The 14,061-nt window shown below is 36.4% G+C and carries 7 protein-coding genes; 4 read left to right on the top strand and 3 right to left on the bottom strand.

Annotated features, from left to right (window positions below; genetic code table 11):
• Nucleotides 1-2: 2 nt before the first annotated feature.
• Both Q4566_RS09615 and Q4566_RS09610 read left to right on the top strand, forming a co-directional pair.
• Nucleotides 3-3,167, top strand: a complete 3,165-nt coding sequence (locus Q4566_RS09615; RefSeq protein ID WP_303420569.1) for a glycoside hydrolase family 2 TIM barrel-domain containing protein — start codon at nt 3-5, stop codon at nt 3,165-3,167.
• Nucleotides 3,168-3,199: 32 nt separating this feature from the next.
• Entirely contained in the window at nt 3,200-5,410 is a 2,211-nt protein-coding gene (locus tag Q4566_RS09610; RefSeq protein WP_303420567.1) for a T9SS type A sorting domain-containing protein, read from the top strand.
• A gap of 289 nt (nt 5,411-5,699) precedes the next feature.
• Here Q4566_RS09610 and Q4566_RS09605 read toward each other — a convergent pair whose 3' ends face one another.
• Nucleotides 5,700-6,779, bottom strand: a complete 1,080-nt coding sequence (locus tag Q4566_RS09605; RefSeq protein WP_303420565.1) for a hypothetical protein — start codon at nt 6,777-6,779, stop codon at nt 5,700-5,702.
• Between the two features lie 463 nt (nt 6,780-7,242).
• On the opposite strand from Q4566_RS09605, the gene Q4566_RS09600 reads away from it, so the two are divergent.
• On the top strand, nt 7,243-9,849 hold the full coding sequence (locus Q4566_RS09600; RefSeq protein ID WP_303420563.1) for a glycoside hydrolase family 3 C-terminal domain-containing protein: 2,607 nt from the start codon (nt 7,243-7,245) through the stop codon (nt 9,847-9,849).
• Nucleotides 9,850-10,080: 231 nt separating this feature from the next.
• Here the strand turns inward: Q4566_RS09600 and Q4566_RS09595 are convergent, their stop codons facing one another.
• Together Q4566_RS09595 and Q4566_RS09590 are read right to left on the bottom strand one after the other, a co-directional pair.
• Nucleotides 10,081-12,774: a T9SS type A sorting domain-containing protein gene (locus tag Q4566_RS09595; protein WP_303420561.1), complete on the bottom strand. Its 2,694-nt coding sequence runs from the start codon at nt 12,772-12,774 to the stop codon at nt 10,081-10,083.
• Between the two features lie 113 nt (nt 12,775-12,887).
• Nucleotides 12,888-13,067: a transposase gene (locus Q4566_RS09590; protein ID WP_303420559.1), complete on the bottom strand. Its 180-nt coding sequence runs from the start codon at nt 13,065-13,067 to the stop codon at nt 12,888-12,890.
• A 369-nt stretch (nt 13,068-13,436) separates the two neighbouring features.
• Between Q4566_RS09590 and Q4566_RS09585 the strand changes: the two genes are divergently transcribed.
• Nucleotides 13,437-13,790 (top strand): transposase, encoded by a 354-nt coding sequence (locus Q4566_RS09585; RefSeq protein ID WP_303420557.1) that lies wholly within the window; start codon nt 13,437-13,439, stop codon nt 13,788-13,790.
• Nucleotides 13,791-14,061: the final 271 nt, after the last annotated feature.

The raw sequence follows: 14,061 nt of genomic DNA, 5'->3' as shown, positions 1-14,061 counted from the left end.
AAATGAAAGCAATTCACATCTTTACAGTTTGCTTGTTATGCATAACAACAACTGCCTTTTCTCAATACAACAACGACTGGGAAAATCCTCTTGTTGTGCAAAAAAACAGATTTCCATCCAGGGCAACGCTATATTCCTACCCAACAGTAGAAAAAGCCAAAACACTAAATCGGGAAAAGTCTCCTTGGTACAAATCCCTAAACGGTACATGGAAATTTAACTGGGTGAAAAAACCAGCAGATGCACCCGAGGATTTTTACAAGGAAGATTACGATGTTTCCAAATGGGACGCTATCGATGTTCCTTCTTGCTGGGAAATGCGAGGCTATGGTAGAGCAACCTATGTAAATTCAGGGTATCCTTTTCCTAATAATCCGCCGTTTATAGACCACAATCACAACCCTGTGGGGTCGTATAAGCGAACATTTAGCATTCCAAATGATTGGAACGACAAAACCGTTTTAATTAATTTCGGAGGGGTTTTAAATGCTTATTACCTGTATGTAAACGGTAAAGAAGTGGGTTATAATCAAGGGAGTTATACCTCATCAGAATTTGATATTACAAAATACCTAAAACCAGGAAAGAACACAGTTGCCGTAAAAGTATTTCGTTGGAGCGATGGTGCATATCTCGAAGATCAGGACAATTGGCGCATGAGTGGAATTTTCCGTGAAGTCTTCTTGCAAGCCTGGCCTAAAGTTGCACTTTCCGATTTGCATGTGCGCACCTTGTTAGATGACAAATACGAAGATGCTGTTTTGCAAATTCGCCCGCGGGTGCATGTACAATCTACAGATGAAAACCTGGAAGGCTACAAAATTAAAGCCCAATTATTTGACGGAACAACTAAGGTGTTAGAAAAACCAATGCAAATTCCAGTAAAGGAAGTCGTGCACGAATGGTACCCACAAAACGACAACGTGCATTTTGCCATGCTGAAACAAAATATTAAAAACCCGAAAAAATGGAGTGCCGAGAAACCCAATTTATACACCCTGCTGGTCACCATAGAAAAAGATGGAAAGGTGGTTCAGGCAACCAGTACACAAATTGGTTTTCGACAAATTGACATAAAAGATAGCGTGTTGCTGGTTAATGGAAAGCGTGTAATAATGTTTGGTGTAAATCGTCACGACCATAGTCCCACCGAAGGAAAAACAGTTTCGCGTGAAGAGCTGCTTCAAGACATAACCATCTTGAAACAAAACAACATGAATCTTATTCGTACTAGCCATTATCCCAACGATCCCTATTTGTATGAATTATGTGATCAGCTAGGAATCTACGTAATGGATGAAGCCAATCTAGAAAGTCATGGTTTGCGTGGAGAACCTTCTAACTCACCAGAATGGACCTATTCTTTTCTAGACCGAGCTATAAAAATGGTAGAACGTGATAAATTGCATCCTTCGGTTGTGTTTTGGTCTTTAGGTAACGAATCGGGTACAGGGCCCAATCATGCAGCCATGGCATCGTGGATAAAAACCTATGATTATACGCGTCCTGTGCATTCCGAAGGTGCTCAAGGCGATCCAACCGACAGAGGTTACAAAAAACACGGTTCCGACGAATGGACCAATTACTTGCTAAACCCAAGAGACCGTCCTTATGTAGATATGATTAGTCGTATGTATGCAACTGCCGAAATCATGAATCAATTGGCCGAAGACCCTAATGACAATCGCCCCGTATTTAACTGTGAATTTGCACATGCCATGGGGAATTCATTAGGGAATTTGAAAGAATATGTAGACGGTGCACGAGCGCACGACAATATTATTGGTGGTGCCATCTGGGATTACATAGACCAAGGTATTGCTACAAAAACCAAAGATGGCAAACCTTATTGGAGCTACGGAAATGATGCATGGGAAAACTTTGGTGCAGACCCTGGACGCATGAATTTCTTGATAAACGGAATCATTAATCCGGATAAAAGTCCGAAACCGCAGCTTTACGAATGCAAAAAGGTGTTCCAATTTGTTGAAATTACAAAAGATGAAAGCATTGACTATGGCATTAAAATTAAAAACCATTACCACTTTACCAATCTTAAAGAATTTGACTTTAAATACAGTGTAAAGGCCAATGGTTTGGAGATCATGTCAGGAGATATTGAATCCATAAATCTAGAGCCTAGCAAAGCAACAACAATAGATTTACCCATCAAAAAGCTGAAGAAAAAAGCAGGTGTAGAATATGTAATCAACATTAGTGTTCATCAAAAAAACAGTAATGCTTATGCAAGAGCCGGATATGAAGTTGCTTGGGAAGATATTGTATTGCCCATGGTGAAGGCTAAGGAAAAGCTTTCCTCCAGAAAGGTAACATTAACAACTACTGGTAATACAATTACAGGTGGAACATCTTCTTATGAAGTAACTGTTGATAAATCAACGGGATATATCTCTTCGCTAAAAGCAGGAAATAAGCCCGTTTTATTATCCGCTTTGAAACCGAACTTCGTCCGCGCTGCCACCGATAACGATAGAGGTCGAGGAAATACAGTGATGCATGAAGCTATGAAATGGAAAGCCGTTGCTGCCGACTTTAAAGTGGAAACTACAGAAGTTAAAGAAAATACTATTTTGGTACGAGGTACATCTTCTTTTGAATCTAAATTATGGTTTGCATACCAATTGTTCGAACAAGGTGTAAAAGTGACTTTTGGCTTCGAAAAACCAGAAACAGTTTCGCAAATTGTTCGTTTCGGTTTGCAAACAACGATTCCGAAAAGCTTCAACAAAACAAAATTCTACGGAAAAGGGCCACACGAAAACTACCGCGACCGTATTCAAAGTGCAAAACTCGGTTGGTATGAAATAGCTACCAAGGATATCGCTTTTGATTATATCTATCCACAAGAAAACGGCAACCGAAGTGAAGTAAGAGAACTAACATTGGTTAGTCCGGAACTGAACCTAAACATAAAGGGAGCACCAACCATTGATTTTTCTATATGGCCCTATACACAAGAAAACCTAGATAAAGCACCCCATACTTACGAACTAAAAAACGAGAACTTCTATACGCTAAACATCGATTACAAACAAGCTGGTGTAGGTGGTGATAATAGCTGGGGACCAAATGCCTTAGCACTTCCAGCCTATAGACTGGAGAACAACAACTATACGTACAGTTTCTTTATGAGGTTTGAAAAATAAACAAGTCTAACATTAAAAACCAAATCAATTTTATGAGTAAAAAAAACCTTTATTTTCGAGTTATCGCTATTCTGATAGCTTCAGGAAGCTACGCGCAAGTCGCCGTAGATGTAAATATGAATGTGAAACATATTGTTGGCAATAAGTCGGAATTTGACCGAAACAAATACATCACCTTGCATGCTCCTCTTGTAGAAAGCGAGTGGCCTAATCAAAACATGCAAGAAACTTTTTTGACTAATTACGATGTTTATCTAGGAAGAAGCAACGGTTTATTACCATGGCATGCATCCACAATAAAAGAAGATGCAAACAAACCAGGGTGGCCAGATGTTAATGAAATTAAAAGGAAAAGTGCCGACGTAAAAACATCCTACGCGAACAATACTTTTGTACATAAATTTGAAAATCGAAACGATTTGATGATCGGTGGACAAAAAGGCAATTACCCAACAAGCAATAACATATCTACATGCTGCGGTATAACGCCATGGAAATATGCAAACAATGAAGCTTCGGCCGAATTTTATGCGCATTTTATTAAAGAAGCATTCGGTACAGGCGGAACAACGGGAGAGCCCAAACCCAAATATTTGGAAGTTATAAATGAGCCTTTTGTACATGCTAACGACATGAATACGACCAATGCCAAAATATCAGAATTCCATTCGGCAGTAGCCAAAAGAGTAAAGCAACTTAACCCTGATATTCTGGTAGGAGGCTTTACAGCTGCGCATCCGCAGCATGTCTCCAATAATTTTGACCACTGGAATAAAAACTGGAAAACGTTTATTGATATAGCTGGAGCAGACATGGATTTCTTTTCTTTTCATCTTTACGATGTACAAAAAAAAGGAACAAACATTAGAACCTATCGTGCAGGAAGTAATACCGAAGCCATTTTTGATATGATTGAAAGCTACAGTGTACTTAAGCTTGGTAAGGTAGTCCCTTTTAATATTTCAGAATACGGTTATTTTACACCAGATCTTGATGGTACCGACTATACGAAAGAAAGAGATTGGTATAACCTAAGGTCGTTTTCATCTATAATGATGCAGCTCATGGAAAAACCAGATGTTATCATAAAATCGATGCCTTTTATGTTATTAAAGGCAAATTGGTGGAGTCCGCCAGCCGACCAACCTGCCGATGCGAAGTACCCATACCGCCTGTTTCGTCAAAAAAAGGAACTTGCAGGAGGACAAGGAGACGAGTGGGTGTATACCGAATTGGTTAAGTTCTATCAACTATGGAGTGATGTGAAAGGAACAAGGGTAGATACACAAGCCGCAGATATGGATACCCAAGTGGATGCCTACATTAATGGTAAAAAAATGCACTTAATTCTCAACAACCTAGAACACCATTCGGAAACCATCGATTTAAACTTAATAGATAGCGAAAACAACCCGATTGAAAATATAAAAATAAAACATCTTTATGAAAACAACGGCATACCCGTGTTGAAAGAAACAACACATACGGCGGCACTAGATGAAGTAGAGATAGGTCGCGAAGCAACTATGATTTTGGAGTATACCTTTAAAAATGATGTGCTTATTGATGAAAGTTCGACAGAATCAAAAATTTATGCTGATAAATATTTACAAAGCATAAACTCCGGTCAAGCCAATACGTTTAAATTTAAAACAAGCGAATTAAGCAAAACAGCCTATGGCGAATTGATTCTGCGTCTGGGAGTTGGTAGAGACCATCCTACCGGTAATGGGGCATTCGTATTTCCAAAAGTATATTTCAATGACACTGAAATTGATATTCCTTTCGATTGGCGCGGTTACGACCAAAAATCACGAGATCGGTTTTTTGGTGTTTTAGAAATCCCTGTTCCTTATGAACTGATAGACCCTACTTTAACACCCGATAATATTGTTAAAGTAGTATTCCCTAATGGTGGCGGTCATATTAGTAGTGTTGTTTTACAAAAATTCGATTTCAGTAGCGATATACGCAAAAATGGTACTTTAGGTATAGAGAGTAATTATACTAAAACTAGATTTTCTCTTTATCCTAATCCGGTAACCGAAACAGTAAAAATAAAAGGAATTAATAGTTTACCTGTTACAGTTGAAATATTCGACCTGTCTGGAAAATCACTTGCTAAGCATCCTGTTAGCGGAGCAAAAAACTCTGTTGACGTTTCAAACCTTAAGCCCGGAACTTATATCATGAAAGTTAGCGACGAAAAACATAATGAAAAAATCAAGTTCTTAAAAAAGTAATACCAATTTAATTGTGTAATGTCGTATTTTTAATTTGAATTATTTTGGGTTCAGATGAAATAGAAAATTCAAACATAGCCATAGCTACGGTTTTATTTTATCTTGAAATATGGGCGAAAAAGAAACAAATTATATGCGACATTATATAGTTAAAATGGTATAAGTACTTGAACAACTTTTGCAGACCACAAAGCCCCTTCAAGCTCCAAAAGCTTGAAGGGGCTTTTTTAAAGATAGAAGTCTTTTATTTTAAACCTTCAAGGTTTACTTCAACCAAAATAATTAAGGTTTATTCCAATACCTCCAGTTGTACCAACTCGCAACTAATATCCGTTCGTTCTAAACCTTCCACCTTGAATAAGGCGTTAAAATAAGGTGATTTATTAGGGATTTGCTTATAGAATTCTTTTAGCCATTTAGAATCTGTAAACTTGTTAACGGTTGCCATGACGCCAATGTCGTTATTAGATACAAAATATAAGGATTGCTTGCCTTGGTTATTAGTTGTAGACGAAACCATAGCATATTCTACGCGTTCTGTTTTACCGTGTTTTGTGTCATAAACAACAGTAGTATCCTTATCGGCATATTTAAAACCATCATGATAGGTACTAAAAACTTGGCTGTTTTTTAAAAATAATGATTTAGAAATATTCATGGTTTTAAACTGACCAATAAATAGTATATTGTTATTTGTTGCTTCACTCGCTGTAAGTTTACTTTCCATTTCAATGGTGTACGACGCTTTATTTTCTGAAAACCATGCACTTAAAAAGCTGATACTATACGGCGCCATTTTCGACATAGCCGTATAATCCACGGCTTGCACTCTACTTTCAGGATGTTTTTTAACGTAGTCTAAAAAGTCGCTATGGTTATTAATGTCTTCGTAAAACACGGCGTGATACTTTCCGTCTTCTAATTGCTCTGTGATAATATATTGATCGGATATTACTATAATATTACTTGCGTCTTTACTAAAAAAGGATTCCCACAGCGGCATGGGTTTACTATAAAAATGATTAAAAGCAAAATAGGCTATTAATGCTAAGCAAATACCTGCAAAACTATAGCCCAAGGTTTTATAGCGAACTTTAAGATAATTATTGTTTGGTTCTTTTTGGTTGTAAAAGTTTTTAGGAGTGCTAAAACTTAAGTTGTACTGCCCTTTTTTTATTTCGAATATAATCTCGTGTTTTATAGCATCATCTGCATAATACTGTTCGAGCCTTTTCCGGAGTTTGTAAAAGTAAGAACGAACAGTGCCATTCGATTTATCTTCGGCATAGTTAATACCATACAGCTCCGATCCAATTGTGAATTCCTTTAAATCTTCATCTGAGTTTGCTTTCTCAACTAAATATTCCAATAGCCTGATTTGGCTAGACGAATTGACGAATAATTTATGTTGGCAAATTTTGGTTAATTCTGCTTGAATTTGTTGGCTGTTTACGTCCGAGTTCATACCTCAAAAATAGGTTTTATTTGAGAGTATTAAAATTTATAGACGCTTCTTTTTAATAAGAAAGTTTCAAATAGTAATTTCTAATAAAACTTATTAAAACCCAAAAAATAAGATAGTTACATTTTTAAAAACAATCGAAAATCACCGTGACCACCACCGTTTCGACACAGCAAATGTTTCGTTTTTTTGAATTTTACAGCATATCTAAAGTAATATTGTGAATTCAAGATGTACAACTCCTTTGAAGCGTATTAAATAAAGGCTTTGAATTTGTATCAAATTAAGTAACCTAGCATGTTTAATTGGATATATAAATAGTCAAGAAGGAAAACTACATCTAATCAATCATTTTAAGCATAAATAAAATATGAAATTGAAGAAAATTATTTTGACTTTCATGGTACTTGTTTCTGGCATGGTTAGCATGAATGGACAAGTTTGGAAGGACCCAAAAGCCAGTGTTGAAGATCGCGTAGATGATCTGTTATCAAAAATGACCTTAGAAGAAAAGATTAGTTATTGCGGATCTAGAATTCCAGCCATTGAGCGCTTAGGAATTCCGTATTTCGAATGGTACGGCGAAGCGCTTCATGGATTAAAAGCATGGAATTGTACGCAGTTTCCACAAAATATAGCCATGGGAGCCACTTGGAATCCAGATTTAATGTTTGATGTTGCTACGGCCATTTCAAACGAAGCAAGAGCTTTAAAAAATAAAGGGCAAAAAGAAGTGATGATGTTTTCGCCAACGGTTAATATGGCGCGTGATCCGCGTTGGGGGCGAAACGAAGAGTGTTATAGTGAAGACCCACATTTGATGTCGGAAATTGCACGAATGTACGTTCGAGGCATGCAAGGCAACGATCCCAACTATGTAAAAACTGTAACGACTGTAAAACATTATGTAGCTAATAATGTGGATAAACGACGAGAGTTTAGTCATTCCTTGGTTAGAGATGTAGACTTATACGAATATTACTTTCCGGCTTATAAAACGTGTATTGTAGATGAAGAAGCAACAGGAATTATGACTGGGTTAAATGGTGTTAACGGGGTCCCTTGTTCCGCACACAACGAACTAGTAAACGGTGTGTTACGTGAGCAATGGGGATTCGAGGGTTATGTAATTGCCGATTGGGCTGCTGTGCAAGGTATAGAAAAGCGCATGCGTTTTGCTAAAACTCAGGAAGAAGCAGCTGCCATGGCTATTAAAGCTGGCGTAGACCAGGAGTGTTTTCGACATAAAACAAAAGAAGCGCCATTTGTTACGGCACTTAAACCTGCCATTGAGCAAGGTTTATTAACCGAAGCAGAGTTAGATGTATCTGTAAAAAGACTTTTACGACTTCGGTTTATGACTGGCGACTTTGACGATCCTTCACTTATACCCTATTCAAAAATTCCTGAAAGTGTTCTGGAATGCGATACGCATAAGCAATTGGCGCTTAAAGCAGCCGAGCAATCTATCGTTTTATTGAAAAACGACGCTGTACTACCATTGAAAAAGGACATAGACAATCTAGCTGTTATTGGTCCATTTGCCAACCGTTGTTGGTTAGGTATTTATTCTGGTAATCCAAAGAGCAAAATATCGCCATTAGAGGGAATTAAAAAAAGTGTTTCTGGTGAAGTCAGTTTTGCTGAAGGCTGTACGGTTACTGGAGCCAAAGATGATCAGAAAAAAATAGACGAGGCAGTTGCTTTGGCTAAAAAATCTGACACAGTAATTCTTGTAGTAGGAAACGATGAATCTACAGCAACAGAAACGCTAGATCGTACGTCATTAAAACTTCCTGGAAAACAACATGAGTTAATTAAAGCGGTTCAGGCAGTAAATAAAAATGTGGTCTTGGTATTAGTGCCTAGTGGATCGACTTCTATTGGTTGGGAACAGGAAAACCTTCCAGGAATTATTTGTGCATGGCCTAACGGACAAGAACAAGGAACCGCCTTAGCCAACGTATTATTTGGAGATGTAAATCCAGGAGGAAAACTAAGTACGAGCTGGGTAAAATCGGAAAAGGATTTACCACATTTTCACGACTATAATGTAACCACTTGGAAAGATGATTACGGTCCAGAAGTTGGACGTACTTATATGTATGCAGAAAAGGAGCCTTTATACCCATTTGGTTTTGGTTTAAGTTATACCCAATTTGAAATTAAGAACATGAAGCTTAACCGTAAAAAAGTTAAGGATGGTCAGGATATTACGGTTACCGCTACGGTTAAAAACGTTGGTGAAATGGATGGTGATGAAATTGTACAAATATATGTTCGTGACACGAAAGCCAATCACATTGTAGCGACTAAAGCTTTAAAAGGTTTTAAAAGAATACATGTGCCTGCCGGGAAAAGCAAAACGGTCACAATTAAGTTGCCTTACGAAGCCTTTTCGTATTACGACGTTAGTGCCAAGACCTTTAAAGTAGAAGCAGGAGACTTTGAAATTTTGATTGGCCAATCGAGTGAGAAGATTGTTGCAAGCAAAAGTATTCCGGTAGAAGCAGGTGTGATTCCGGAAATTAAAGTAGGTCAAAAAAGCGGTTACTTTAATGCAAAAGATGAAAATCGTAGCAAAAAATGGGATTATCTATATAAAAACGAAGCCTTTACAAGCCATAAAAGTAATGAAGATGAAGATGAGAATTTGGATTGGATAGAATATGAAATTGTATTTATAGATCCAGGAGTTTATGTAAGCTACTGGGATGCAGAATTGAATTTTGAAGATGCTAGCAAAGAAGCTATAATTGTTGCTTCCATGGAAGGTGTTGAAATTGGCACTTATACTATTTTAAATAATCAGCGTAAACTACCTATTTCTATTCCTATTCCTCCAGAATACGGAAAACCAGTACGCCTTAAAATTAAAACGGTAAACGGAGAAGTAAAACACAAGTCAATAAAAATTATTCCTCCAGGTAATAAAGAACCATTTATTATAACTAAAGTGGTTAATAAATCGAAGTAGTTTCGTGGCCTGAAAAATTCAGTTTATTAATATAATCTATATAAAAGCCCCTTCTTGTTTTAGAAACATGAAGGGGCTTTTTTTATTACAAATTTTTGGTGTGAAAAAGGATTATTCGCAATAGTTGTGTTTCTGCAAAAATTGTTGTTTATCCTAAGAGGAAGAATCCATATTTAGGTTTAAAAAAATCTTTTACAGTTATAACCTGAATTCAAGTTATGTTAAGAAATCTTATTTGATTATTAATTTTTTACTCTTAACACTTCCGTCTAAATGAGCTATGTATGCCAAAATATAAAATCCCGAATTTAAATCAGATACGGATATGGTTTTTGTTGTATTTTTTTGAATACTAAAGGTTTTTACCAACCTCCCTTTTACGTCTAAAATATTTACTTTGTAATCACTATCTGGCCCCGTTTTTATATTTAAAAGATCTGAAGCTGGATTTGGGTACAAAGAAAATGCATTTTCTTTTACTTCAATTTCTTCATTTGAAAGTTTAGAACCATCGCTAGTACGTGCGGTTGCCGTATTTACAAATTTCCATTGTGTATAATAACCAGAATAACTTGTAGGTCGTTGTATAACTTTGCTAAAGGTGTCATCACCAAAAGGACGGAAATAATCGCCAGTTTGTCTATTTTGTAAATAAAAATAGCCGTCGGATGCTAGTATTTGCTTCCATTGTGTATAGTAACCAGAATAGCTAGATGGTCGTTGTATTAGTGTACTTCCATCTTCATCACCTGTGGGTCTAAAATACATAGCACTATAAACATTCTCTAAATAAAAGTAGCCATCACTGGTGTTGACTTTTTTCCATCTTGTAGGTTCTCCACTCCATTCATTTGGCACCATTTCTAATACAGATCCATCTGTTTTGTTTCCTACTCTTAATTTTTTACCAGTTTGTCTATTTACAATAAAAAACACATCGTTGTTATTGTCCGTAGGAGGAGCTGGCGTGGATGTCACAGTACAGCCCTCTCCTGGTATTCCATAACATTTTCCATCTACTCCTGCCGAAATATTCCAATTTGGTCCTGCTTTCCAATTATCACCTAACTCAAAAGCGCCAACATCGGGTTTATTACCTTTAAACCCATCTGTAATGCCTTGTATTACTCTTCCTTTATCTATTGCTGCACTTCCAGACTTTAACTTAAAATCGTTATTAGCAAAATTCACAAAAGAGGTGTTGTTTACTAAATTATTTTGTTTGTTAGACTGAGGTTCCCAGGTAGTCTCCGTTTCCTGATTTCCTTGGTTGTTAACAGCATACTTATCCGTAATATTATTCCATACTTTAACATTAGAAAACTGGGTTCCTGGTTTATGCCAAGCCCCCATAGTGCCACCTTGGGCTTTAACAAAAGTGTTATTAAAAATATCAATATTTGTACCATTCCAGTTTATTTGTACTGCAGTCCACTCTACATTCCAAACTACATTGCGAAAAATCTGCACATTTTCAGAATCGTTATCTAAATAGATGCCTGCTGCTTTTTTCAACTTACCTCTACCTTGGGCGTCATGAAACCAGTTGTGGTGAATCTTCATATTTAAACCCTTACCTATAGTATACAAAAGAGCACAATCATCTGAAATTAAATTACTATTTGAAATATTATTCCACGCTACCTCAGAACCTGGGTTCGTAATCTGCAACGCATCTCTTCCTCCTTTATCTATTCTATTTTGCAATACTTTGGTGTTGGAACCTCCTCCACGAGCCATAACTGGCCCGTCGTACATTCCTGAATATCCAAAGTCGTGAATGTAGTTGTTTTTTATAAATGTGTTCCTTCCCGAATCCCAAACTCCAGAACCATCTCCATATGCAATTTCTGATCTTTCTATAACAGTGTTATAAGAGTTGCTTTTTATAAATATAGCGTTGACACCTGTGTTAATTCCTGGAGAAATCCCTCTTGTCATACTTCCATAAAACACAGTACATCCAGAAACTTTATTTCCGTTTCCTTTGATAACGATAGAACCCCCAAAAGTAGCTAAGTTTTGGATGTGAATGTTATTTTTACCTTCTAGATTAAAACATAATTCTCTCTTAGCCATTTGAACTGCCCATGGCTTAGGTTTTGCATTCCCAGGTAATTTCACAAATAAAGTTTTAGTCTTAGCATTAAAATACCATTCGTTTTGGTAATCTAATGCCTGCTTTATGCCTTCTAAATAAAAATCTCCATAATCTCCCGGTGGATGAAAATTCATAATCCAAGGCACATTTTTATTCGCATCAAAATTGATCCGTCCATTGCTACTACTTTTAATCTTTGCTTTCCAAGTGGACCAACCAGACCCTTGACGATCTCCATAAAACAAAAGAGAACCACCATCTGCCCAATTCCAATTAGGGATGAATGGATTCAATAAAAAAGCGTTTTTATCTACACCATCTTGACTTCCTCCGTAGAGCGCTTTATTTGCACTTGCGTTAGGCGGTTCATTTCTTACAGAATTTAAGCTAAAACGATTAGCATCTGTGTTATTTGGCCATCTTGCTAAGTCTAATACTGTAGACCCATTAACAACAAAATTTCTTTGGCCCAAATCCCAATTCACAGTAGTTTTCCAAATACCATTTCCATCGGCAGTCCAATTATCTAATAACTGCATTGCAGAAACAATAACTTTCTCATTTTGATAACTTTTAAAAATGATAGGATTCCCTGGGCTTCCAGAATTTTTAGGCGTTACGGTTTCCCAGTAAGTACCTCCCCTTATTATTACCACATCACCAGCATTTGCTATACTAGCTGCTTTTGAAATGGTTAGGTAAGGGGCACCAAATGTTCCATTGTTCGTGTTTTTTCCGTTTTTGGCAACGTAAATGTCTTTTGCTTGCATAAATCCAAATACTAGATGGAAAAGCAGAAGACAAGTTTTTAGTCTTTTAGTCATAATTTTAAAGTTTAGTTATTATAGTTTAGTTACTTACGAAAACAAACTTTTCTAGCTTGTAATCAAAATTTTATAATTAAATCCCATTAAATAGTTGTTTTTTTGTGTGTATATTAAATTATGGTTAGGATTTGTATCTCTATGGCACTCTCCTTGTCTCCCAGAAAATATTTTAATGGGAAGTTCTGTTTTAGTTGTTTGAAAAGCAGTTCTATTTGCCAACGTTTTTTGTAAATCAAGGCAATCTTTGGTTGTAGAAAACTAAAAATAGACAGACCGGGTGGTTTACTCAAATTTACTACCGGATAAATTTTTACCGGACACTAATGATTATTAAAATGTTATCTATTTTATTCATTATAGTTTTCAGCAAGCTTAGTCTTGCAATAGTAAATCATAAATAGGAAAACATACATAACGTATGTCCGAAATAACATAACGTTTGATTTATTTTAAAATGAGTAGATATAGAAATTTAACACACGTATATTCAATATGTTATCATATTGTTCACACGACCAAGTTGCAAAAAACGAGTATAGCACACCACAGGTAGCCAATTAAATGGAGACACTAAAAAAACCGATGCGGTTTGAAGGGATCAATGCCAAAAGTTGTGTGTGAAGATTAAAAATAGTTAGATCTTTGCACTAAAAAAGACATTGGATCATTACTTAGAACTACTCAAGCTTATTCTTCCAGAATTTTTAATTAATCATTTTGATTTAGTTAACCATACAAAAAATGGAGAGGTGATGCATCTTTATTTTGAAGAGCGTAATGTGACACCCAAAGAAGAATCTGAGCGCATACTTATCGCTCATGGTTTTCACAAAGAAATCACTATTCAAGACTTTCCATTACGAGGAAACACCGTTTATTTACATGTAAAGCGTCGAAGATGGTTAGATAAAGACACAAAACAAGTTGTACAAAGAGACTGGAATTTGGTAGCACAGGGAACACGAATGACAACCGAGTTTGCTGCTTTTTTAAAAGAAATTAGTAGATACTAAAACTTCAGATTGTCACACTATAGCTGGGTTTTATAATGTAGATGGTAAAAAACTACAACGCCAGTATAAAGACTACCTCAGTGATTTTAAAAACTGGGAACAAAAGTCACATGCTAAGCAATGGCTTATTTTTCCAGAGAATATCGGCTCTTACCTTTCCATTGATGAAACAGCGCTTTCTAAAGGAGAACTTTATACCATAATTACCAATAAAAAAGCAAAGGGAAAAGCTGGTAGTATTGTCGCCATATTTGCAGGCACAAAAGTAGAA

Origin of the sequence: Tamlana sp. 2_MG-2023, assembly GCF_030548465.1 — a bacterium.
Lineage (GTDB): Bacteria > Bacteroidota > Bacteroidia > Flavobacteriales > Flavobacteriaceae > Pseudotamlana.
This window is presented reverse-complemented; position numbering and strand designations above follow the sequence as displayed.

Bases quoted from the DNA above. Each gene is read 5' to 3' on its own strand.
- Q4566_RS09615 (WP_303420569.1), top strand. From the start codon at position 3: ATGAAAGCAATTCACATCTTTACAGTTTGCTTGTTATGCATAACAACA.
- Q4566_RS09600 (WP_303420563.1), top strand. From the start codon at position 7,243: ATGAAATTGAAGAAAATTATTTTGACTTTCATGGTACTTGTTTCTGGC.
- Q4566_RS09595 (WP_303420561.1), bottom strand. From the start codon at position 12,774: ATGACTAAAAGACTAAAAACTTGTCTTCTGCTTTTCCATCTAGTATTT.
- Q4566_RS09610 (WP_303420567.1), top strand. From the start codon at position 3,200: ATGAGTAAAAAAAACCTTTATTTTCGAGTTATCGCTATTCTGATAGCT.